This is a genomic window from Mesorhizobium sp. B2-3-2, assembly GCF_006442295.1.
Classification (GTDB): domain Bacteria; phylum Pseudomonadota; class Alphaproteobacteria; order Rhizobiales; family Rhizobiaceae; genus Mesorhizobium.
On sequence record NZ_VFWA01000001.1, the window covers coordinates 783,468 to 805,983 of the forward strand.

The 22,516-nt window shown below is 62.1% G+C and carries 22 protein-coding genes; 10 read left to right on the forward strand and 12 right to left on the reverse strand.

Going from position 1 to position 22,516, the window contains the following annotated elements:
• Window positions 1-45 precede the first annotated feature (45 nt).
• Both FJ964_RS03850 and FJ964_RS31285 read left to right on the forward strand, forming a co-directional pair.
• Complete coding sequence (locus tag FJ964_RS03850; protein WP_224713234.1) at window positions 46-261, forward strand: type II toxin-antitoxin system prevent-host-death family antitoxin; 216 nt, start codon at window positions 46-48, stop codon at window positions 259-261.
• Window positions 262-438: 177 nt separating this feature from the next.
• Window positions 439-630, forward strand: coding sequence for a type II toxin-antitoxin system VapC family toxin (locus tag FJ964_RS31285; protein ID WP_224713235.1), 192 nt, complete (start codon window positions 439-441; stop codon window positions 628-630).
• On the opposite strand, the gene FJ964_RS03860 is transcribed toward FJ964_RS31285, so the two are convergent.
• The 3 genes from FJ964_RS03860 to hmgA all read right to left on the reverse strand — a co-directional run bounded on the left by FJ964_RS03860 (window position 609) and on the right by hmgA (window position 3,633).
• Window positions 609-1,169: a DinB family protein gene (locus FJ964_RS03860; RefSeq protein ID WP_140549144.1), complete on the reverse strand. Its 561-nt coding sequence runs from the start codon at window positions 1,167-1,169 to the stop codon at window positions 609-611. The two genes, FJ964_RS31285 and FJ964_RS03860, sit on opposite strands and share 22 nt — an antisense overlap.
• Before the next feature lie 17 nt (window positions 1,170-1,186).
• Window positions 1,187-2,200, reverse strand: coding sequence for a fumarylacetoacetate hydrolase family protein (locus FJ964_RS03865; RefSeq protein ID WP_140549145.1), 1,014 nt, complete (start codon window positions 2,198-2,200; stop codon window positions 1,187-1,189).
• Window positions 2,201-2,319: 119 nt separating this feature from the next.
• Window positions 2,320-3,633 carry a homogentisate 1,2-dioxygenase gene (gene hmgA, locus FJ964_RS03870; protein WP_140549146.1) on the reverse strand — a complete coding sequence of 438 codons (1,314 nt, stop codon included), beginning with the start codon at window positions 3,631-3,633 and terminating at the stop codon, window positions 2,320-2,322.
• Between the two features lie 99 nt (window positions 3,634-3,732).
• Between hmgA and FJ964_RS03875 the strand changes: the two genes are divergently transcribed.
• The 4 genes from FJ964_RS03875 (at window position 3,733) to FJ964_RS03890 (ending at window position 6,650) form a co-directional block, all read left to right on the forward strand.
• Window positions 3,733-4,176, forward strand: a complete 444-nt coding sequence (locus tag FJ964_RS03875) for a MarR family transcriptional regulator (protein ID WP_140549147.1) — start codon at window positions 3,733-3,735, stop codon at window positions 4,174-4,176.
• Between the two features lie 158 nt (window positions 4,177-4,334).
• Window positions 4,335-4,973 carry a lysophospholipid acyltransferase family protein gene (locus FJ964_RS03880; RefSeq protein WP_140549148.1) on the forward strand — a complete coding sequence of 213 codons (639 nt, stop codon included), beginning with the start codon at window positions 4,335-4,337 and terminating at the stop codon, window positions 4,971-4,973.
• Window positions 4,970-5,920, forward strand: a complete 951-nt coding sequence (locus tag FJ964_RS03885) for a phosphatidate cytidylyltransferase (RefSeq protein WP_140549149.1) — start codon at window positions 4,970-4,972, stop codon at window positions 5,918-5,920. Before FJ964_RS03880 ends, FJ964_RS03885 begins: the two co-directional genes overlap by 4 nt.
• Window positions 5,921-6,002: 82 nt before the next feature.
• Window positions 6,003-6,650, forward strand: coding sequence for a CDP-alcohol phosphatidyltransferase family protein (locus FJ964_RS03890; RefSeq protein WP_181172350.1), 648 nt, complete (start codon window positions 6,003-6,005; stop codon window positions 6,648-6,650).
• A 39-nt stretch (window positions 6,651-6,689) separates the two neighbouring features.
• On the opposite strand, the gene tdh is transcribed toward FJ964_RS03890, so the two are convergent.
• Window positions 6,690-7,724, reverse strand: a complete 1,035-nt coding sequence (gene tdh, locus FJ964_RS03895) for an L-threonine 3-dehydrogenase (protein ID WP_140549151.1) — start codon at window positions 7,722-7,724, stop codon at window positions 6,690-6,692.
• A 52-nt stretch (window positions 7,725-7,776) separates the two neighbouring features.
• On the reverse strand, window positions 7,777-8,964 hold the full coding sequence (locus FJ964_RS03900; RefSeq protein WP_140549152.1) for a glycine C-acetyltransferase: 1,188 nt from the start codon (window positions 8,962-8,964) through the stop codon (window positions 7,777-7,779).
• 308 nt (window positions 8,965-9,272) lie between these two features.
• Here FJ964_RS03900 and FJ964_RS03905 point away from each other — a divergent pair, with 308 nt between their 5' ends.
• Complete coding sequence (locus FJ964_RS03905) at window positions 9,273-11,345, forward strand: EAL domain-containing protein (protein ID WP_140549153.1); 2,073 nt, start codon at window positions 9,273-9,275, stop codon at window positions 11,343-11,345.
• A 71-nt stretch (window positions 11,346-11,416) separates the two neighbouring features.
• On the forward strand, window positions 11,417-12,151 hold the full coding sequence (locus FJ964_RS03910; protein ID WP_140549154.1) for a polysaccharide deacetylase family protein: 735 nt from the start codon (window positions 11,417-11,419) through the stop codon (window positions 12,149-12,151).
• A 54-nt stretch (window positions 12,152-12,205) separates the two neighbouring features.
• On the opposite strand, the gene FJ964_RS03915 is transcribed toward FJ964_RS03910, so the two are convergent.
• Complete coding sequence (locus FJ964_RS03915) at window positions 12,206-12,604, reverse strand: MarR family transcriptional regulator (RefSeq protein ID WP_224556790.1); 399 nt, start codon at window positions 12,602-12,604, stop codon at window positions 12,206-12,208.
• A gap of 146 nt (window positions 12,605-12,750) precedes the next feature.
• On the opposite strand from FJ964_RS03915, the gene FJ964_RS03920 reads away from it, so the two are divergent.
• Window positions 12,751-13,158 carry a hypothetical protein gene (locus tag FJ964_RS03920; protein WP_140549156.1) on the forward strand — a complete coding sequence of 136 codons (408 nt, stop codon included), beginning with the start codon at window positions 12,751-12,753 and terminating at the stop codon, window positions 13,156-13,158.
• Between the two features lie 135 nt (window positions 13,159-13,293).
• Here FJ964_RS03920 and FJ964_RS03925 read toward each other — a convergent pair whose 3' ends face one another.
• Window positions 13,294-15,339, reverse strand: coding sequence for an NADH:flavin oxidoreductase (locus tag FJ964_RS03925; RefSeq protein WP_140549157.1), 2,046 nt, complete (start codon window positions 15,337-15,339; stop codon window positions 13,294-13,296).
• A gap of 142 nt (window positions 15,340-15,481) precedes the next feature.
• Here FJ964_RS03925 and queF point away from each other — a divergent pair, with 142 nt between their 5' ends.
• Window positions 15,482-15,943 carry a preQ(1) synthase gene (queF, locus tag FJ964_RS03930; protein WP_140515582.1) on the forward strand — a complete coding sequence of 154 codons (462 nt, stop codon included), beginning with the start codon at window positions 15,482-15,484 and terminating at the stop codon, window positions 15,941-15,943.
• 9 nt (window positions 15,944-15,952) lie between these two features.
• On the opposite strand, the gene FJ964_RS03935 is transcribed toward queF, so the two are convergent.
• The 5 genes from FJ964_RS03935 to FJ964_RS03955 all read right to left on the reverse strand — a co-directional run bounded on the left by FJ964_RS03935 (window position 15,953) and on the right by FJ964_RS03955 (window position 22,513).
• Window positions 15,953-16,552 (reverse strand): hypothetical protein, encoded by a 600-nt coding sequence (locus tag FJ964_RS03935; RefSeq protein ID WP_140549158.1) that lies wholly within the window; start codon window positions 16,550-16,552, stop codon window positions 15,953-15,955.
• A gap of 4 nt (window positions 16,553-16,556) precedes the next feature.
• Window positions 16,557-17,036 carry a DUF3828 domain-containing protein gene (locus FJ964_RS03940; RefSeq protein WP_140549159.1) on the reverse strand — a complete coding sequence of 160 codons (480 nt, stop codon included), beginning with the start codon at window positions 17,034-17,036 and terminating at the stop codon, window positions 16,557-16,559.
• A 140-nt stretch (window positions 17,037-17,176) separates the two neighbouring features.
• Complete coding sequence (locus FJ964_RS03945) at window positions 17,177-19,159, reverse strand: FAD-dependent oxidoreductase (protein WP_140549160.1); 1,983 nt, start codon at window positions 19,157-19,159, stop codon at window positions 17,177-17,179.
• 117 nt (window positions 19,160-19,276) lie between these two features.
• Complete coding sequence (locus FJ964_RS03950) at window positions 19,277-20,926, reverse strand: ABC transporter substrate-binding protein (protein ID WP_140549161.1); 1,650 nt, start codon at window positions 20,924-20,926, stop codon at window positions 19,277-19,279.
• Window positions 20,927-20,965: 39 nt separating this feature from the next.
• Window positions 20,966-22,513, reverse strand: a complete 1,548-nt coding sequence (locus FJ964_RS03955; protein WP_140549162.1) for a trimethylamine methyltransferase family protein — start codon at window positions 22,511-22,513, stop codon at window positions 20,966-20,968.
• Between the last annotated feature and the right edge of the window lie 3 nt (window positions 22,514-22,516).

Genomic DNA, 22,516 nt, shown 5'->3' on the forward strand with positions numbered 1-22,516 from the left:
TTCGGCCAATTATGACCTGAATTCAGGTCATAATTGGTTTTGCCGATGGCGAAAGCGAAGGCCGAGTTCTCCGAGTTGCTAAAGCGTGCCCAGGCCGGCGAAGAAATCCATCTGACCCGGCATGGAGAGGTGGTCGCGACCTTGAGTGCTCCCGCTCGGCCCGGCGGCAGCAAGCGCCTGTTGGGAGCCCTGAAAGGCCAAATTTGGATATCGGATGATTTTGATGAACTTGGTCCCGAATGGGACGAGTATATTAAATGAGCCGCAAATATCTGGTCGACACTCACATTTGCTTTGGGTGCTCAACGCAGATTCACGTCTTTCGGATCATCATCGCGACATCTTTGTCGCAGGCAAGGATATGATCGTCAGCGCCATCTCGGTAGCGGAGATTGCCATCAAGAGATCGCTCGGCAAGTCACGCTCTCAGGCGACATCGTGGACATACTGCGATCGAACGGGATTCCAATCCCTGGTGTAAACGAACTCCACGCAGCGAGGCTTCGGCATTTGCCGCTCCATCATCGCGATCCCTTTGATCGTCTGCTTATTGCACAAGCTCAAATTGAAGGCCTGACATTGGTCACAGCAGATCGGCATTTCTCAGCCTATGACGTTGCATTGGTCTGATCGCCCAGGCCTAGCCGCTCCACCTCGGCACTCCTGAGCCTGAGGTCATAATCGAGCAGGAATTCGTCGAGTTGCGGCGGCGCGACCGACGTGCCGGACAGCATCGCGTGCACCTGGCCGCGATGGTGGATGTCATGCAGGAAAAGATGGGCGAGGATATCGCCGATCCTCTCCGGGATCATACCGTCCCCGCGCCGATCGGTGATGACATGGCGGTCGATATCGGCCTCCGACAGGGCATGGCAGAAGGTGATCAGCCTGCGGTCGAACCTGATCTGGGCCGCTGACAAATCGGCTGCGTTGTCGAACGGCACGAAATCATCGTACACCGGAGCGCCAACGCCGCCCTCCTCAAGAAAATCGAGGTAGAGAAGATCGACCGCCAGTATGTGGTTGAGCGTCGCTTTGATCGACGGGAAGAAGCCGGTGCGCCCGGCCGCGAATTCGCCCGGCTTGAGCGCGAGCACGGCCCGGTAAAGCCGGTCGTTCGACCAAAGATTGTTGCCGGCCATGCGGCGCAGATGGTCAAGCAGGTTCATTCTTCAACTTGCGGCTCTCACCCTTCATATTTCTCGACCGTCTGCTCGATGGCGCCGAAGATCGAATGCCCGGCCTTGTCCTTCATCTCTATGCGCACCGTGTCGCCGAAACGCAGGAACGGCGTCTTCGGCTCTCCGCTCTCGATGGTCTCGATCATGCGCAGTTCGGCGATGCAGGAATAGCCTGCGCCGCCGGCTGAGACAGGCTTGCCAGGCCCGCCGCCGAGCTTGTTGGAGACGGTGCCGGAGCCGATGATGGTGCCGGCCGCCAGCGGCCGTGTTTTCGCCGCATGGACGATGAGCGCTGGGAAATCGAAGGTCATGTCGACGCCGGCATTCGCCCGGCCGAAAGGTTTGCCGTTGAGGTCGGCAAGCAGCGGCAGGCTGACCTTACCGCCGTCCCAAGCCTCGCCCAGCTCGTCCGGCGTCGCCGCGACCGGCGAGAAGGCTGAAGACGGCTTCGACTGGAAGAAGCCAAACCCCTTGGCGAGTTCCGGTCCGGTGATGGCACGCAGCGTCACGTCGTTGACCAGCATCACCAGGCGAACCGCCTCCCGTGCCCTTTCGAGGCCGGCGCCCATCGGCACATCATCGACAACGACCGCGACTTCCGCCTCCATGTCGATGCCAAAGGCCTCGTCGGCCATGCGGATCGGGTCTCGCGGCGGGATGAAGCTGTCGGAGCCGCCCTGATAAATCAGCGGGTCCGTCCAGAAGCTCGCCGGCATTTCGGCGCCGCGCGCCTTTCGCACCAGCTCGACATGGTTCACATAGGCCGAACCGTCAGCCCATTGATAGGCGCGCGGCAGCGGCGAATGGGCATTGTGTTCGTGAAAGCGCGCTGACGGCACCGCATTGTTCTCGAGCGACTCCGCCATTGCGGCCAGATGCGGCGAAATCCGCCGCCAGTCGTCGAGCGCCGCCTGCAATGTCGGCACCAGGAAGGAGGCATCGGTGAAGCGTGTAAGATCGCGCGAGACGACGACGAGCTTTCCGTCGCGCGTCCCGTTCTTCAATGTAGCAAGCTTCATGCGGTTTCCTCTCCTGACGCGGCCTTGCGCCGCTTGGCCCACAACAAAGCTGTTATGGGCAATCGTCAAGCCGCCGGCTTAACTTTCCTGAAGGCAGTTTTCCGACGGCAGCGATCCATTCAGGACCAATCGCCATCGGGCGTGCCATTGAAGCGCTTCTTCAGATCGGCCCAGCAGTCGATGTAATTGTCCTGCCTGGTGTCGAGTTCGGCGGCGTAGCGGGTCAGCATCTGCGGGAACCGGGTCTCGAACATGAAGGCCATGGTGTTGTCGAGCTTGACGGGCTTCAGATCCGCGCGGGAGGCCTTTTCGAAGCCAGGCGCGTCCGGGCCATGGGCCAGCATCAGATTGTGCAGGCTGATTCCGCCGGGGACGAAACCCTCTTCCTTGGCGTCGTACTGGCCGTGGATCAGACCCATGAACTCGCTCATGATGTTGCGGTGATACCAGGGCGGACGGAACGTGTCTTCGGCCACCAGCCAGCGCGGCGGGAAGATGACGAAATCGATGTTGGCGGTGCCCTCCTCGCCGCTCGGCGCGGTCAGCACCGTGAAGATCGACGGATCGGGGTGATCAAAGAGGATCGCACCAACCGGCGAAAACGTCGCCAGATCATATTTGTAGGGCGCATAGTTGCCGTGCCACGCCACCACATCAAGGGGCGAATGGCCTATTTCCGTGGCATGAAAATGGCCGCACCATTTGACGGTCAGCCGGCAGGGCGTCTCCTTCTCCTCGAACCAGGCGCAGGGCGTCTTGAAATCGCGCGGATTGGCCAGGCAATTGGCGCCGATCGGGCCGCGGTCGGGCATCGTCAGCTTGGCGCCGTAGTTCTCGCAGACATAGCCGCGCACTTCGACATCGACCAGTTCGACCTTGAAGACGAGGCCGCGCGGCAGCACCGCGATCTCACCCGGCCTGAGCTCGATGACGCCCATCTCGGTGACGAAGCGCAAGGCGCCCACCTGCGGCACCACCAGCAACTCGCCGTCGGCGTTGAAGAAATGGTCGTCGACCATCGATTTATTGGCGAGATAGACATGCGCCGCCATGCCGGTCTGCCCAAGAACGTCGCCGGCGGTGGTGATCGAGCGCATGCCGGCTATGAAATCGGTCGGCTCCTTCGGCATCGGCACCGGGCTCCAGCGATACTGGCCGAGCGCCAGCTCATGATCGCCGACATTGGGCGCACTTTTCCAGAAGGGATAACTCACCGACTTGAAGCGCCCGGTATGCTTGACGCTCGGCCGGATGCGATAAAGCCAGGAGCGCTCATTGGTGCCACGCGGCGCGGTGAAGGGCGAACCGGAGAGCTGCTCGGCATAGAGGCCGTAGGCCGGCCGCTGCGGTGAATTGCGCCCGTGCGGCAGCGAACCCGGCAGGCGTTCGGTTTCGAAATCGTTGCCGAAGCCCGGCATGTAGGAAAAGGCCATCGCTTCCTCCTCGCGAATGCTTGACCAAATTGGTTTCATTTGTAACCATCGAAAATGTAACTATCAATGCCGTGCGCGGGCATTTCCCGATGGCTGGTCATGGAATCCGAAATCCTGGAACTCGAAAGCTTTCTGCCCTACAGGCTGTATCGGCTGGCCGATGCCATAAGCCGCGAATTCTCCCGGATCTACAAGGAGCGTCACGGCCTCACGCGGCCGGAATGGCGTACGCTTTCGGGGCTTGGCCAGCACGGCACAATGACCGCGACGGAACTCGGCGCGCAGTCGGCGATGCACAAGACAAAGGTTTCGCGTGCTGTGGCGGAGCTTGAGCGTCGCCGCTGGCTCATCCGAACCACTGACGAGAACGATCGCCGCGTCGAGCACCTGGCGCTGACCCGGGCCGGACTTGCGGCCTATAGCGAGATGGTGCCGCTGGCGAAGGCGTTCGAACGGGAGTTGCTGGCCCAGCTGAGGGCCGACCAGCAAGCCTCCATCGTCAAAGGCGTCGCGTCGTTGGAAAGCGCGTTGGGTCTGAGATAGCGGCTATCGCCAGATAGAATAGGAGACGGTGGCTCGACGCGACAGCGCCTTGAAGCAGAGACGGTCTGGCGGTCATTTTCGATCCCTGCTTGCCCGATGGCGGATTTTCAGCGCTGTATGTAAGCCAGTGATCATCGACGGGCGAATTGGGGGGAAGGATGAAGTCGCTGCTCGCGAGGCCGGTGGCCGTGGTCGTCTTGCTGTTTGCCAGAGCTATCACCGCTGTGCGGCCGTTTTGGCATGAAGGCAGATTGCCTCGGCGTCGCTCGATCTTCTTTGCCAATCATTCCAGCCATGGCGATTTCATCTTGATCTGGGCTGTTCTGCCGCCGCGCCTGCGTCGGAGGGTGCGTCCCGTAGCGGGCGCCGACTATTGGCTGAAATCAAAAGTCCGGGCCTTCATCGGCCGCGACGTTTTCAATGCCGTCCTGATCGAGCGCAATCGCCATGGACGCACGATGGATCCTGTCGAAAGCATGGGAGAGGCGATGAGAGAAGGCTCTTCGCTCATTCTCTTCCCGGAAGGCACGCGCAACCAATCCGACGCGTCCTTGCAGCCATTCAAGTCCGGCCTGTTCCATTTGGCGGCATCGCACCCGGATTTCGAGTTGGTGCCGGTATGGATCGCCAATCTCAACCGGGTGATGCCGAAAGGGGAATTCGTGCCTATCCCGCTGATTTGCACGGTGACGTTCGGCGAGGCAATGCACCTGGCTGACGGCGAGAGCAAGGATATGTTCCTCGAGCGGGCACGTGGGGCGCTGCTGGCGCTGGCACCGAAAAAGGCAGCGGAATGAACTCAACCCAATTCGATATGATGGTTCTCGTGCTCGGCGTCTGCGGGATCCTGCTCGTGGCCTCTTTCGTGGGGCATATCCTGGAGCGACGGCTGTCGCCGGAAGGCTCCAATCCAGCCATCGAGAACCTCAACGCCCGTATCAATGCCTGGTGGGTAATGGCGATTCTCATCGCCATAGCATTCATCGCCGGGCGGATCGGCGTCCTGCTTCTCTTCGGCTTCTGTTCCTTCGCCGCACTTCGCGAATTCGTGACGCTGACCAATACCCGGCGTGCCGACCACTGGGCGCTGGCCACGGCGTTTTTCCTCGTGCTGCCGGTACAGTATGTGCTGCTCTGGATCGAGGACTACGAGATCTTTTCTGTTTTCATCCCGGTCTACGCCTTCCTGTTGATGCCCATCATCTCGGCCATACGGGGCGACACCCAGCACTTCCTCGTTCGAATTGCCGAGGTGCAATGGGCACTGATGATCTGTGTTTTCTGTGCCTCCCACGTCCCGGCTCTTCTGACGTTGCATATTCCCGGCTACGATGGCCGCAATGTGCTTCTGATAGCCTTCCTTGTCATCGTCGTGCAATTGAGCGACGTGCTGCAATATATCTGGGGAAAGGCGATCGGGCGTACGAAGATCGCACCAAACCTTTCGCCGTCCAAGACGCTTGAAGGTTTCCTCGGCGGCGTTGCGAGCGCCAGCCTCGTCGGCGCTGGCCTGTGGTGGATCACGCCGTTCTCTCCGCTTCAAGCGGGCGCGATGGCCTTCCTGATCACGCTGATGGGTTTTTTCGGCGGCCTTGTGATGTCCGCCATCAAACGTGACCGCGGCGTGAAGGATTGGGGCCATCTGATCGACGGCCACGGCGGCCTGATAGATCGGCTGGATTCGGTGGTCTTCTCCGCTCCGATCTTCTTCCATCTCACGCGTTATTTCTGGTCGCTGTCATGACATTCCATTCGCGCGATCTTTCAGAGTGGTTGAGGTTTGCAGCGACCCGCGACCGATCCACGTTCCGAAACGCGATGAGACAGTGATGAGCACGGGCGATCGCAGACCACTTGCAAGCCGCGACACACGCTGGGCACAAGCGACGGCCAGACGTCTCGCCGCACTCTCCGTGACCCCCAACCGGATTTCGCAGGCCAGTATCCTCGCCGGCGCGCTGGCAGGCGTGGCCTTCTGGGTTGGCGGGCAGAGCGGGGGCACTTCTCGTTTGCTCCTGTTGCTGGGCGCGGCGCTGTTTTGCCAGCTTCGCCTGCTGTGCAATCTGTTCGATGGCATGGTCGCAGTCGAGGGCGGCAAGGCGTCGGCCGACGGGCCGTTCTGGAACGAGTTCCCGGACAGGATCGCCGATATCGCCATCATGGTCGGCATAGGCTACGGCATCGGCATGCCTGGCCTAGGCTGGGCGGCGGCCTGTTTTTCGGTTCTCACCGCCTATGTACGGGAATTGGGGCGGGCCAACGAGGGGCCGAGCGATTTCACCGGACCGATGGCCAAGCCACATCGCATGGCAGTTGCAACCGTCGCGGCACTGCTATCGGCCGGAGAATTCCTTTGGAATGGCCACAACGAAGTGTTGACGCTCGCGCTCGCCATCATTGCGATCGGCGCCGCCGCAACTGCATTGCGGCGCGCATGGCGACAGGTGCGATGGCTGAAAACCAGGCGACTCTAGCACCGCCTGCCTCAAAGGCTGAAACTCCCAGCGCATCAATTACCAGTCCATCACCACCTTGCCCGAACTGCCGCTGCGCATCGCATCGAACCCAACCTGGAAATCATCGATGCCGATGCGGTGGGTGATCAGGCCTGAAACGTCGAGCGGGCCCTGGACCAGGGCGATCATCTTGTACCAGGTCTCGAACATCTCGCGGCCATAGATGCCCTTGAGATGCAGCATCTTGAAGATGACCTTGTTCCAGTCGATCTCGAACCCGGTCGGCGCAATGCCGAGGATGGCGATCTTGCCGCCATTGTTCATGGTGTCGATCATGTCGCGGAAGGCGGGGGCTGCCCCCGACATCTCCAAGCCGACATCGAAACCTTCCGTCATGCCGAGCGCCGGCATCACGTCGCGCAGTTTTTCCTTGGAGGCGTCGACGACATGCTGGACGCCAAGCTTGCGCGCAAGATCCAGCCGAACCGGATTGATATCGGTGATAACGACCTTCCTGGCGCCGACGCATTGTGCCACCAGCGCGCCCATGATGCCGATCGGGCCGGCGCCGGTGACCAGCACGTCCTCGCCGACCAGATCGAAGGACAATGCGGTGTGAACCGCATTGCCCAGCGGGTCGAAGATCGCAGCGATCTCGTCCGGCACATCGTCGGGGATCGGCACGACATTGTGCTGCGGGATCGCCAGGTACTCGCCGAACGCGCCCGGGCGATTGACGCCGACGCCGAGCGTGTTGCGGCAGAGATGCCCCCTGCCCGCGCGGCAGTTGCGGCAATGTCCGCAGACGATGTGGCCTTCTCCCGACACACGCTGGCCGACCTTGTATTCGGTGACCGCGGCGCCGAAATCCGCAACGGTGCCGACGAATTCATGGCCGGTCACCATCGGCACGGGCACCGTCTTCTGCGCCCACTGGTCCCAATTGTAGATGTGGACGTCTGTGCCGCAGATCGCGGTCTTCTTCACCTTGATCAGGACGTCGTTGGGGCCGATTTCCGGCACCGGCACCTCTTCCATCCAGATGCCCGGCTCGGCCTTGGCCTTCACCAGCGCCTTCATCATGTTCGACATTCTTTTGTCCCTTGAATCTATTGATCCGGATGCGGTTTGCGGTGCCGGTCGCTCAGGAAATCACACCTAGTTCCTTGCCAACCGCACCGAAAGCCTGGACCGCCCGATCGATGTCGGCGCTGGAATGCGCGGCCGACATCTGGGTGCGGATGCGCGCCTGGCCCTTTGGCACCACGGGGAAGGAGAAGCCGATGACATAGATGCCGCGCTCCAGCATGCGCGCCGCCATCTCCTGCGCCAAGCTGGCATCGCCCAGCATGACCGGGATGATCGGATGACCGGCGCCCGCCAGCGTGAAGCCGAGCTTGCCCATCTGGATCCGGAACCGTTCCGCATTGGCATATAGGCGCTCGCGCAAGGCATCGCCATTGCGGATCATGTCGAACACTCTGATCGAGGCGCCGGCAATCGCCGGCATCAGCGTGTTGGAAAACAGATAGGGCCGCGAGCGCTGGCGCAGCCAGTCGACCACCTGTTTCTTGCCGGACGTGTAGCCGCCGGAAGCGCCGCCCAGCGCCTTGCCAAGCGTACCGGTGATGATGTCGACCCTGCCCTCGACGCCGCAATGCTCAGCCGAGCCGCGGCCGTTCCTGCCGACGAAGCCGACCGCGTGACTGTCGTCGACCATGACCATGGCATCGTATTTTTCGGCCAGATCGCACACACCCGCGAGATTGGCGATGATGCCATCCATCGAGAACACGCCATCGGTGGCGATCAGCCGGAAGCGGCAATCCTTCGCCTCCTTCAGCCGCGCCTCGAGATCCGCCATATCGTTGTTGGCGTAGCGGAAGCGTTTGGCCTTGGACAGCCTGACCCCGTCGATGATGGAGGCGTGGTTCAGCGCATCGGAGATGATGGCGTCCTCCTCGCCGAGCAGCGTCTCGAACAGGCCGCCATTGGCGTCGAAGCAGGAGCCGTAGAGGATGGTGTCGTCCATGCCGAGAAAGGACGATATCGTCGCTTCCAGCTGCTTGTGCTCCTCCTGCGTGCCGCAGATGAAACGCACCGAAGCCATGCCGTAGCCGTAGCGGTCGAGCGCGTGCTTCGCCGCCTCGCGCAGGTCGGGGCTGTCGGCGAGGCCGAGATAGTTGTTGGCGCAGAAATTCAGTACCTTCTCGCCGCCGACCTCGATCTCAGCCGACTGCGTGGAGGAAATCACCCGCTCGGACTTGTACAGTCCGGCCGATCTGAGCCCCTCAAGTTCGCCGTCGATATGGGAGAGAAATGCTGCGGTCATGATCGTGCCTCGTTTGACGTGGGCAGACTGTCGTCCCGCACGCACAAAAAATCCACCGCAAAAGCGACCGGATCAGGTGGCTGGGCAATGTCGAACCGATGCCGCAGGCATGGCTCGAGAGACGATCCGGATCACATTGGGGCCGGCGAATGTTCAAATACGGACCGGCCGCGAAAGAGGCCGATAACCATTTCGCGATCTTTAAGTCTTTCCCCTTGTCGGCGAGCCGTCGATTTCCAGTCCTGTTAATGTTTGCGGTTCAATGGTGCTCATACAGGAATCCGTTGGCGAGAGGGCCGCCCCCCAAGATGTCGCAGCAGCCGGTGCAAACCGTTTCAGGCAAGCTCATACTGCTGATCAAGGCCGGCTACTGGCTGGCGCTGCTGATCATCGCCGCCATGGTGGTGGCTTCCTTCATCCTGCTGCAGCAGGTGATGGCCACCCAACGGCACAACCATACGCTGCTCGATATCGTCAGCACGCAAAAGACGCTGTCGCAGCGCATCGTCTTCCTCGCCGGTGCGACCGGTGCTGCTTCGCGCGACAAGCAGCCGGCGCTCGTCAACGCGCTCAAGCAGGCGACGGCGGAGTTCGAAACCAACTATGACCTTCTGCTCAAGCAGACGGCCGCCGATCCAAAGTCGCCGGCCAGGCTCGATCCGAAGACGATCGAGAACGTCCTTTTCGGCAAGCCTTTTCATCTCGACTATTTTTCCGTCGGGCTGGTCGCCAATGGCGAACGCCTGATATCGGCATTCTCGTCGCAACTCGCGCTCGGCGACAATGGCGGCTACAAGGGCGGCTACGAACGCGTCACCCTCGACGCCTCGGTCGCCAACGCAACATTGTCGGGCTATTCGGCGCTTGGCCAGCGCATCAGCGCTTTCGCCGACGAACGATCCGAAAAGATGCTCGATCTGCACCGCACGCTGTTTTACGCCACGATCGGCGTCATCGTGCTGGTGGCACTGTTCATCTTCCGACCCATGTCGAACGCGATCCTGCGCAAGACGCGCGAACTCGTCGACGCACGAAATTCGATGGCTTTCATCGCCGTTCATGACGGGCTGACCGGTCTGCACAACCGCACATTCCTGACCGACCATTTCGACACGCTGATCAAGAGCGCGCATCGTCGGCGCGAACGTCTTGCGGTGGTGCAGCTTGATCTCGACCGGTTCAAGCAGATCAACGACACGCTCGGCCACGCCGCCGGCGACTATGTGCTGGTCATCACGGCCCAGCGCATGCGCGATTCCTGCCGGGCGTCGGATCTGTGCGTGCGCCTCGGCGGCGACGAGTTCGTGATGATCCTCAACGGCGCCGGCGGCACCGAGGACATCAACATGCTGGCACGGCGCATTCTTGCGCACATCAACGAGCCGATCGTCTTCCAGGGCACGACCATTCTGCCGGGCGCCAGCGGCGGCATCGCCGTCTATCCGATCGACGCCGACAACGCCCAGGACCTGCTGGTCCACGCCGATCTGGCGCTTTACTCCGCCAAGAAGATGGGCGGCGGCAATTTCTCGTTCTTCTCCGAGGAATTGCGTCGCGAACTCGATTATCGCAAGCAACTTGAGCACGACATCAAGCTCGCCATTTCACAGCGGGCATTCCAGGTCTATTTCCAGCCGCAGGTTTCACTGAGCGACGGGACGATCAGCGGCATCGAGGCGCTGGTGCGCTGGAACCACGCCGAGCGCGGCATGATCTCGCCTGGCGAATTCATTCCCGTCGCCGAGAAATGCGGTTTCATGCCTGATATCGGCCGCATCGTCATCAGCAAGGCCATCAACGAAGCCGCCGAATGGAACCGCGCCGGCATTGCTTTCGGACGGCTTGCGGTCAACGTATCCGGAACCGAATTGCGCGAGCACGACTTCGACGCTTTCCTGTTCGAGACGCTCGAGAAGGCCGGCCTGCCGCCGCAGAAACTGTCGCTGGAAATCGTCGAATCCGTCATTCTCGATGACGAGAAGACAGGCATCGCGGCAAAGCTACGCCATATCAGGGCCGCGGGCGTCCATCTTGAGCTCGACGATTTCGGCACCGGTTACGCCTCGCTCAGCCACGTCAATCCCAACGAGATCGACCGGCTGAAGATCGATCGCCGCTTCGTCCAGAACATCCATGAGAACGGTGACAACTCCAAGATCGTGCGCGCCATCACCGAGCTCGCGCGCGGCCTTGGCATCTCGATCGTCGCGGAGGGCGCCGAGACCGAAGCCGAACTCGATTCACTGATGGCGATCGGATGCGACCAGGTGCAGGGCTACTCCATCGCCTTCCCGATGCCGCAGGACAAAGCCCGTGACTGGCTGAGCGCCCGCATGCCGAAGAAGGCCAGGCTGACGGTGCTGCAGGGAAGCCTGGCGTAGGCTGCCCTTACCCGCGCTTGACAACTCATCACCGAGATGGCCCCTGTGACGATCGCAAACGGGTAGTCCCCATGCCGCTTCTGCTTGCTTTGCTGACCATGCTCGCCGCATTTCCCGCTTACGCAGCGGATCGCACCATCTATCTGACCTTCGATGACGGGCCGCTGAACGGCACCAGCAACATCCTCGACGTGCTGGAGGCGCAGCAGGTGCCGGCGACGCTGTTCATGGTCGGCATGCATGCGCAGGCGAGCGCGGGCAACAAGGCATTGGTCAGACGCGCAAAAGCTCTGCCGCTGGTGACGGTCGGCAATCACAGCTACAGCCACGCCAACAACCGCTACCAACATTTCTATGCCGATACCGAAGGCGTTGTGGCCGACATGCTGCGGGCCAACGTCGTGCTTGGGCTCGCTCCGGCGGTTCATGCGAGGCTGCCTGGGCGCGACGTGTTCAGGCTGCCCTCAATGTCGAAGAACGACACCTCGCTCGGCCTTGCGCAGGAAGGCCGGGAGGAGCCGGACTACGAATTCGTCGCCGCCTCCGGGTTCTATCTCTATGGCTGGGACCATGAGTGGGTGCATGACGACACAGGCAAGCCGGTGCAGAGCGTCGACCACCTGGTCAGCGAGATCGATCACCTGTTCGGCTATGGCCGCTTCGTCAAGCGCGGAAAGATGATCCTGCTCATGCATGACGAGATGTTCCAGGACAGCTTCGACGGCAAGCCGAAACTGACCCAGCTGATCACCGCGCTGAAGCAGCGCGGCTATGCTTTTGGCACAATCCAGAGCTATGACGACTGAGCGGTGATTCCTAAAGCGCGTCATGTCGAAAGAGATTCACGCGGCGCGCCTTCGTCAGCTTTCCACATTGGCCCGCAAGGTCGCCAGTACCTGCGCAAACTCCGCCAGCCTGTCGTCTGACAGGCCGGCACGCAGTCGCTTGTCGAAGGCAATCGCCGCCTTGCGCAGTGTCTCGAACATCGCTTCTCCGGCCTCTGTCAATTCGACCAGATGGACCCGGCGGTTGACGGGATCGCGGCGGCGCGTCAGCAATCCTTGCGCCTCCATCGCGTTCAGATGATGGGTGAGCGTCGCTCCCTGTATGCCGATCATTCCGGCGAGCTCGCGCTGGTTGGCTAGCTCGCTCGATTTGACCGACAGCAGAGTAAGCCAGACGGGCAACGTGCCGCCCGCTTCAACCAAAGCGGTGTCGAAGGCCTGTGCAACAAGCTTGGCGGTGCGGCCGAGATTCATGCCGACCGGCGGGCGTTCAAAGGGCGTCATGGCAAGACACTAGACGGTGTTTTCCACGGATGGAACTGGCGTCCTTTTATACATTGACATCTAACAGTTAGATATCTAACTATTTGGGCGACGGCGGGCAAGAGAGGAGAGCTGGTATGCAATATGTCTACATCATCACCATCGGTCTTCACGTCATGGCGGGGGTGTTCTGGGCCGGCACCACCATCACGCTGGCGCGCGACCCCGAGATCCGGGCTGAACGCTTCATTGGGCCGCAAATGGGAGCGGCCGGCATGGTGTTTCTCACCGGTGCGCTGCTCTGGTATTTCTTCCATGGCGCCTATTTCGGCTCGACGGAAATGGTGCTGGCGCTCGGCATCGTTGCCGCCTTCGCCGCGGCTGGCGTACTCAGCACCATGGTCCGCCGCACCAGCACGCAGCTTGCTGGCGCCGACGCGGCCACCGAACCTGCCCTGCGCGCGAAGATGGCCCAAGGCGAGCGAATCGCCGCCTGGCTTCTGGTTCTCACCGTGCTCTGCATGGCCACCGCCAGAATGTTCTGATCACGGACCGTACGGTGCCGGCGCAAGCAGGCGGCGTGCGCGGCGCGCAACGAACCAAGGCAGCAGATGGCTCTCCTTGCGGAGGTTCCGTTGCGCGCCTCAACTTTCCCCGGAATTGTTAGCGATGGCAGCCTTTCAAATCCTCAGCCCAAACCGGATCCCATCATAGATGGCGGCGTGGATGTTGCGCGAGGCGACGGCATCGCCGATGCGGAACAGCACGAAAGAGCCCTCCGGATTGCGCTCGGGAAAAATGTCGCCGCCACTCACCAGCCGCTCATAGTCGATGGCGCCGCCGTTCTTCGCCAATGACTTCAGCGAGAGGTAAAGGTCGTCGAGCGGCGCCGTGCCGTGTTCTACCACCACCTGGTCGACCCGCCGCTCGCCGCGCCAGCCGTCGGCGAAATCGGAGGCAAGCTCGGCAACCAGTTGATTGCCCTCGCGGCGCACCGAGCGCAGCCTTGTGTTGATCGTGATGATGACCCCCTTCTCCTGGAAGGCGCGCATGTAGGGTACGTGGTTCATGCCGCCCATTTCCGGCGCGAAGAATCGCTCCGGCGAAACCAGTTCCAGCTTCGAACCGGCAGCCGCGACGAGTTCCGCAGCGCCCATTCCCTGATGGCCGCCATTGTCGTCATAGAGCAGCACGTTTTCAGCCGGCTTGACGCTGCCAGCCATGATGTCCCAGCTCGACGTGACGAGAGTGTCGCCCGCCGCCAGCGGGGGATTCTGCGGCAGTCCGCCGGTGGCGATCACCACGACCTCCGGCGACAGCGCCAGAACGTCGTCCTTCTCCGCCCAACTGTCGTAGCGGATCTCGACGCCGAGCCGGTCGAGTTCGGCCAGCCGCCAATCGACGATGCCGATCAACTCCTTGCGGCGCGGATTCTGCGTCGCCAGCCTGACCTGCCCGCCGGCTTGGCCCGATGCCTCCAGCACCGTCACCTGATGTCCGCGCTCGGCGGCCACGCGCGCTATTTCCAGTCCGCCTGCACCAGCGCCGATGACGACGACTTTTCGCTTTGGTCCCTCGGCCTTGGTGATGATATGCGGAATGTCCGCCTCGCGGCCGGTCGCCGCGTTGTGGATGCATAGCGCCTCGCCGCCTTCGTAGATGCGGTCGAGACAGTAGGCGGCTCCGACACACGGGTGGATTTCGTGCTCGCGCCCTTCCATCACTTTGCGGACGATGTGCGGGTCGGCGATGTGGGCGCGGGTCATGCCGACCATGTCGAGCTTGCCGGTGGCGATGGCGTGGCGCGCGGTGGCGACGTCGGAAATTCGCGCCGCGTGGAAAGTCGGGAATTTCGTCGCCGCCCTCACCTCGCCGGCGAAGTCGAGATGTGGCGACGAGCGCATGCCGGTCACCGGAATGACCTTCGTCAATGCCGCGTCGGTCTCGATCGAGCCGCGGATGATGTTGAGGAAATCGACCTTGCCGGATAAGGCCAGCCGCCTGGCGATCTCGACGCCCTCCTCTTTCGAGAGACCTTGCGAAAAATCCTCGTCGGCGACCATGCGAATGCCGACGACGAATTTCTCGCCGACCGCCGCCCGCACGGCGTCGAGCACCATGTCGGTGAAGCGCAGCCGGTTGTCGAGCGAGCCGCCAAACTCGTCGTCGCGATGGTTGGTGGCCGGCGACCAGAAGCCGTCCATCAGATGGCCGTAAGCCTCGAATTCGATGCCGTCGAGACCGGCGGCCTGGCAGCGCTGCGCGGCGGAAGCATAGTCGGAAACGATGCGCTCGATATCCCAATCCTCGATGGTCTTGGGAAAGGCGCGATGCGCCGGCTCCCGCACCGGCGAAGCCGACAGCACGGGCAGCCAGTCGGCCTTGTTCCAGCCGGTTCGACGGCCGAGATGGGTGATCTGGATCATCACCTTGCAGTCATGCTCGTGGCAGGCGTCGGCCAGTTCCGCGAGCCATGGCACAATCCCGTCATCATAGAGATGCAAATTGCCGAAGGCGGCCGGGCTGTCGCGCGAGACGATGGCCGAGCCGGCGGTCATGGTCAGCGCCATGCCGCCCTTGGCCTTCTCCGTGTGGTAGAGCCGATAGCGCGCCTTGGGCATGCCGTCTTCCGAATAGGCGGGCTCGTGGCTGGTCGACATCACCCGGTTCTTCAACGTCAGATGTTTGAGCTGATAGGGCTGGAGAAGCGGATCGTTGCTGGTCATCGTCTTCCTGCGGGTTCAAATTATGTTATTGAGCGGCCAGATGCGCCGCCCCTGAATGGATTGCGGCGTTTATTCCAACCTTCGTTTCGCGCCGACCGCCATGGAATCGTGCTTCCGGCGACAGGCAGGCAAGGAGCCGTCCATGATCGATACCAAAACCCTCACCCAGCTCGGCGCGCATGTCGAGACGCCACAGAGCCCGGAAGCGGCGGTCCTGGAAACCGTGCCGTTTTCGCGCGGCGACGGCCCGCCGGCCATCGTGCGCTTCACCTGCCCGGAATTCACGTCGCTGTGCCCGGTCACCGGCCAGCCTGATTTCGCCCACATCGTCATCGACTACGCACCCGACGCTGCTCTGGTGGAATCGAAGTCGCTCAAGCTGTTCATGACCTCGTTCCGTAATCATGGTGCTTTCCATGAGGATTGCACCGTCATGATCGGCCGCCGCATCGTGGCGGCAACGAGCCCGCTATGGTTGCGCATCGGCGGCTATTGGTATCCACGCGGCGGCATTCCGATCGACGTGTTCTGGCAGACGGGCGCGCCGCCGGAAGGCGCCTGGCTGCCTGAGACCGGAGTGGCACCCTATCGCGGGCGAGGCTAGCTCGAACCATCATTCGCATTGGTACTGACTGAGTGCCCATTCACCGGTCACCGACAAGAGGTCCGATATCTTCCATTCGCCGTCGACCCTCTTGAACTTCCACTCGAGGCGGTGCGCGTTGCCGGCGACGACGAAGGCGACGATGACCTTGGCCTGGTCGCCATTGATCGCCTCGATAGTCTTCAGGCTCTTGTCGATCTCGTCCTTGTCATAGTCGGCATTGTCGAGCGCCATGTTGGGGTCGAGGCACTCGCCCTGCCCGGATTTGCGCAGCGCATCGCTCTTGTCGAGCACCGTTTTCGCCGGATCGACGAAATGGCGGCGCTGCGACGGATCGACCTCCAAGCCGACCTGGTCGTAGAATGGCCGGACCACCGCTGTCGGCGAGCCCGGCTGAATTGGGACGGCAGGTTCGCTCGGCGAGGCAGCCGGTGGCGTTGCCGGCTCGGCGGCTCCGCGAGGTGGCGGCGACTCGTTGTCATCGGGCGCGGTGGCCGCCGGAGCGTTTGCCGGCGGCGCGCCGAGCAGCCCCTGCGCGGCGCCGCTACTCAAGTCCGCCGCCATCATCATGCACACGGCCGACAGTGCCAAGAACCGGCGGCGGGCCATCGGATCACTCCGGATCTTGGCCCGCCAGGCATTCGAGCTGGCTCAGCGTCCAGTCATTGGTCTTCGATGCGATGTCCGATATCCTCCACTTGCCGTCGATCTTCTTCAGCGACCAGTGCATTTCGCGTTGTGCATCGTCTCCTTCCGGAAAGAGACTGAAGCTCGCCACCACCTGGGCGGTGTCGCCATCCACCATCTCGGATACTTTCAGGGTCTTGGAGACGGTCTTCTGGTCGAAATCCTGCGCATCGAGGCCCGGGTCGAAATCGATGCAGGCGACCTGGTCCGGATTCTTCCTCGTTGCCTGATCGTTGAGGTCGAACAGTTTCGTCACCGGCTCGGTGAAGCGATCCCGGTATTTTGCGTCGGCCTCGAACTTGACCTCCGGAACATAGAAGAACCTCACGGCGTCCGACGCCGGACCGGCCAGGGCGACGGCGGGAAAGGCCGTCGAAAGGGCGGCAAGGAGCACTGTCAGTCTCATGCAGAATCTCCGGCTTTTGATGGCTTGGCGCAATCCAGTAGCACGCATCCTGCATATCGGCTTTTTTGCGGCTCATGAAGCCCGAGGGCGGCTCGCCGCCGGTGCAGGTCATCCGACAGGCGCGCGTGCCAAGACTGCGATCAGAGACCAAGCGCCACCTTGCGGCCATCATGGATTGCAAAAGCCGCCTGCCTTGAAGCGGCGCAATCACCAATCGAAGTGTGGGCAATCTTGCGCCTGTCGAGTTCGATGGAAAGCATGTCGGCTGCCATACTCGTCGTGGCGAAGACCAGCGCATCGGCTTCGACGTCCTGCTCGGTTCCGTAGAGCAGGGAAGCGACCCTGGCCGCCTTGCCGTCCCAATGAACGATGGCGCTCTCGGTCAGAAACCGCACCCGCAGCCTGGCGAGTGCGCGGCGCAGCGGCGCGTCGACGGCCATTCGCTGAAGCTCTTTGCCAACCAGGGCGTCAGGTGTCACAAGCGTCACATTGTGACCGTCCTCGGCGAGTTTCCAGGCGGTGCCGCACCCTTTCCAATTGCCGCCATCGTCGAGCAAGATAACATTTTTGCCTGGCCTCGCCTCACGGGCCATCACGGCTTCGGCCGAGAGAACCAGCCCGCCCCCCGGGATGCTTTCCCACTGCGGCAATGCCCGTTGGAAAGCGCCGTCCGGCGGCATCGAGCCGGTTGCGATGATGACGTGATCCGCGCCTTCGCGCTCGACATCCTCCGCCTCGACAAACTGTCCGTACCGGACGTCGACCTGGAGCTGGCTGAGCTGGCGCTGGTACCAGTCGATCAGATCCAGAATCTGGGCGCGGCGCGGTTGCAGCCCCGCAAGGCGGAACTGCCCCCCAAGGCGGTCGGAAGCCTCGGCCAGCGCAACGCGGTGACCGCGTTCGGCTGCTACACGCGCCGCTTCGAGGCCGGCGGGACCGCCGCCGACGACCAGCACGCGCTTGGGTTGGCTAGCCGGGGCGAAGCGATCTCCACCCCACTCCCATTCCCGCCCCGCCGAGGGATTGATGACGCAGCTGATCCAATAGTCGCGGCTGCGTCGGCCCCAGCACATCTGGTTGCAGGACAGGCACCCGCGAATGTCTTCCGGCCTTCCGGCGGCAGCCTTTGTGGCCAGGTGCGGATCGGCGATCTGCCCACGCACGATGGAAACCAGATCAGCGTGGCCTTCGCTCAGTACGCTTTCGGCGTTCTGGGGCGTGCGGATGTGGCTCTCGGCGGTGATCAACGCGTGGCGCACGGTGGATTTGAGCACGGACGCCAGGTCGGCGCCGAGCTTTTCCGGATAAACAAAGGTCGGGATGATCTTGTAGAAATCGAAATAGGAGCCCGTTCCACAAGTCACATAATCCATCAAGGAATCGCGGTCGTGGAGGTCGATTATCTCGGCCAATGCTTCGCGCTTCAGCGCCACTTCGACTTCCGGTTCATCGTTGACCGCAAGGCCGATGATGAAATCGTCGCCGCATTCCCGGCGAATTCTGCTCATCACCTCACGGCTCATCCGGGTGCGATTTTGAAGGCTGCCGCCCCATCGGTCGTCGCGGCGGTTCGACCAGGGCGTCCAGAACTGGTCCAGCATCGAATGATACGCCGCCCAGACCTCGACGCCGTCGAAACCGGCCTCGCGGCAACGGCGCGCCGCCTGTACGAAACCGTCGATCGTTTCTTCGATCTCGGCTTCGGACATTCGATGCGAACCGTCAGAATCGTGATAACTCGGCAGTCCGGAAGGAGACCAGCCGGCATGGAACGAGTTGTCGGCGTCCGCGTGCTGACCGACATGGTAGAGCTGCTGGATGGCGACGGCGCCGTTGCCGCGGATCGCTTCCGTCACTTTGCGGAAATGGGGGATCACGCTGTCGTCGGAAGGACGGAAGTTGCCGCGGGTAAGAACGGCGGCCCGGTGTACCGGCATTGGCTCGACGACGATCATGCCGGCGCCGCCGATAGCGCGTTCGGCATAATAGCCGACATGCCGTTCTGTCGGCAGTCCCTCTACCGCCATGTTCGCGGTATGGGCTCCGAACACGATCCTGTTGCGTAAGGTCCTGCCGCGCAGGGCAATCGGCGTGAACAACCGGTTGAAGACCTGCCCAGACATGTACCGCTCCTCAAAAAGCCTTAGCGGCAGCACCCGAGCGCCAGCGCCCGCAGCCAAACTCGATTTTGCCGGACAGCCGGCACCTGAAAGGGTGCCGGCATTCGCCAGTCATTGCAGCTAGGCGTCCAGCCAGACGTTCTGGAGGTCCATTTCGAAGGTCTGGTGGACGCCGTAGTTCTTCACCTTCTTGCTCGTATGACTGTAGAGCTTCTGCCAGAACGGCTGGATGATGACGCCGGAATCCTGCAGGATCTGCTCGACATCCTTCATCACCTCCTTGCGCTTGGCGACGTCGATCAGCGATAGCGCCTGCTTGAGCTTGGCGTCGAACTCGGGATTCGAATAGGCCGATTCATTCCAGGCCTCGCCAGTGCGATAGCCGAGCGCCAACACCTGGACGCCGAGCGGGCGCATGTACCAGATCGTCATCGAATAGGGATATTTCGTCCAATCGTTCCAGAAGGTCGAGCCCGGCAGCACGGTGCGCTTCACCTTGATGCCGGCCTCGCGCAGCTGGCCCGCGATGGCATCGCCGGTGTTCTTCTGCCAATCATCCTCGATGGTGATCAGCTCATGCTCGAAGTCGGCCTGACCCGCCTCCGCCATCAGCTTCTTGGCGCCGGCGGCATCACGCTCCTTCTTGGGCAGCGGGTAATATTCCGGATGGATGGGGCTGACATGGTGGTTTTCGCCGACCGTGCCGCGACCGCTGTAGCCGAGCTGCAGCACCGCGTTGTTGTCGACCGCCATCTGGAGCGCATTGCGAACACGCTTGTCGTCATAGGGTTTGTGCGTGACGTTGGTGCGCGCAACCAGGGTGGTCGCGGTCGCCACCTCCGATTTCTCCAGCCCCATCTTGTCGAGGATGTCGATAAAATCGGCGGGCGACTCGAAATTGAGGTCGATCTCGCCGGAATCGAAGGCATTCACCGTGGCGTTGAAGTCGGTGCCGTAGTCGATGAATTCGACACCGTCGAGCGGAGCCTCGCCGCCCCACCATTTGCCGTTCTCGCGGCGCTTGACGACGGCCTTCTGGCCGACATCGTAAGAGACCAGTTCGAAGGGTCCGGTGCCGATCGGCTTCTTGATCGGATCGGCGCCATCGGCATCGAAGTTGCGGTGGACGACGAGTGCCGGATAGTCGGTGAAGTTCGGGATCAGCGAAATGTCGGGCTCGGAGAGCTTCAGCTTGACCGTGTTGTCGTCGACCTTGGTGATCGCGCCGTCCCTCGCCTTGCCGGTCTTGGCGTCGATCAGCGCGCCGACGCGCGCGGCCATGGAGTTGCCGGCGACGCCCTTCTCGCACCAGCGTGTCACATTGTGGACCACGTCATCGGCGTTGAAGGTATCGCCATTGTTCCAGGTGACGCCCTTGCGCACATGCAGCGTATATTCGGTGGCGTCGTCGTTGATGTCCCAGCTTTCGAGCAGCACCGGCTCGAAGGTGAACTGCCTGGTATAGCGCACAAGCGGCTCCAGCCAGGTGCGCGAGATGTTGGCAAGCTCAACCCAGTCATAGGTGCGCGGATCCTTCTGCGCCTTCACCGACATGGAGACATGCAGCGTTCCGCCCTTCTTCGGCTCCTCGGCCAAGGCGTTTGTCGGCGCGGCAAGGCCGATCATGCCATAGGCCAGAGCCGTCGATGCCCCGAAGGCGCTTGCCAGCGCCAGGAATTCGCGCCGGTCGACCCGGTCCGCACGCGCCTCCTTTGCCATCGCCTCGATGGCGGCTGGAACACGATCACCATTGCTTTTGAAAAGCGTCATTTTTTCCTCCCTTGTGGTTCCCTTAAGGTCTTCGTCCTGTCAGCTGACGCTGTCCGGCAGTTTCTCCTCGCGCAGCGCGATAAAATCCCGGAGACCGTCCGCGATGCCCTCATCGAGCTTCGGCTCCTCATAATCGGCCAGCATGTTGCGCGCTTTCTCGCGGCCGCGCGTGTCATGGTCCTTCGCCCCTTCTGCCTTCCACTGTTCGTAGGAGTTGAAATCCATGATGCTGGGCATGAAGAAGGCCCGCTCGAAATGATCGAGCGTGTGCTGTGTGCCGAGGAAATGGCCCTGCGGCCCCACCTCGCGAATGGCGGCCATGGCTTCCTTGAAATCGTCGAACGGCAGCCCGCCGGCATATTTGTACCAGCCGACAAGCTGTTCGCAGTCGGTCGCGAACTTGGAATAGCCGCAGGTGAGCCCCGCCTCGAGCCATCCGGCCGAGTGCCAGATATAGTTGGCGCCGGCAAGGATGGCGGCATGCATGAGCATGTTCGCCTCGTAGCCGGCCTGGGCATCATTCAGCTTCGAGCCGACATGGAAGCCGGACGTGCGCCACGGCAGTCCGTATTTCCGCGCCAGCGCGCCCATTAGGTACATCATCTGCGCGGCCTCCGGCGTGCCGCCCATCGGAGCGCCGGTCTTCATGTCGACCGTGACCATGAACTGGCCGTAGACTTGAGGCGAGCCGGGACGCAGGAGCTGGGTGAACGCTACACCGGCAAGCGCCTCGGCATTGACCTGCGCCACCGCCCCCACGGCCGATGCCGAGGTCGAGGCGCCGCAGAGCGCGAAGGGCGCCAGGATCAGCGGCTGATTGTGACGGGCATAGACCTTCATCGCATCCAGCATGGTGGCATCCCATACCAGCGGTGAATTGCAGTTGGTGATCGACACCAGCACAGGGTTGTCGCGCACGTAATCGTCACCGAACACGATGCCCGCCATCGCCATCGTGTCTTCCGCCCGATCCTTCGACGTGACGATGCCCATGAACGGCTTGTCGGAATGCTTCAGCGCCGAATGGATGATGTGGAGGTGACGCTTGGGCACCGCTATTTCCATCGGCTCGCAGATGATCGAGCTCGAGGAATGCAGGGCCGGCGCCATGTAGGCGAGCTTGTGGAAATTGTTGAGGTCGGCGAGCGTGCCGTAGCGCCTGACATTGTCGAGGTCGCGCACATAAGGCGCGCCATACATCGGCACGAAGATGGAATTCTTTCCGCCCACGCGCACCGTACGCTCAGGGTTGCGCGCGTTGAGCGTGAACTCCGACGGCACCTTTGAGACGAGCTCCATCAGCAAAGCGCGGTCGATCCGCACTCTCGTCTCGGAGACGTCCGCGCCGGCGGCCTTCCACATTTCGATGGCCTCATCGTCGCGGAACTCGCATCCGACGTCCTCCAGGATGGCGAGCGATTCCTGGTGTATGAGTTCCACTGCCTCGTCCGGCACCATCTGATAGACGGGGATTTGGCGGACCAGTGTCGGAAACGACGTTACCGGAGCTCCCCGCAGCGCCTTGCGCCCCAGGCGGCCGCCGGCTCGACGATTGGCGTGTTCGGTCACAGCGGCCGGTGCGTTCATGGC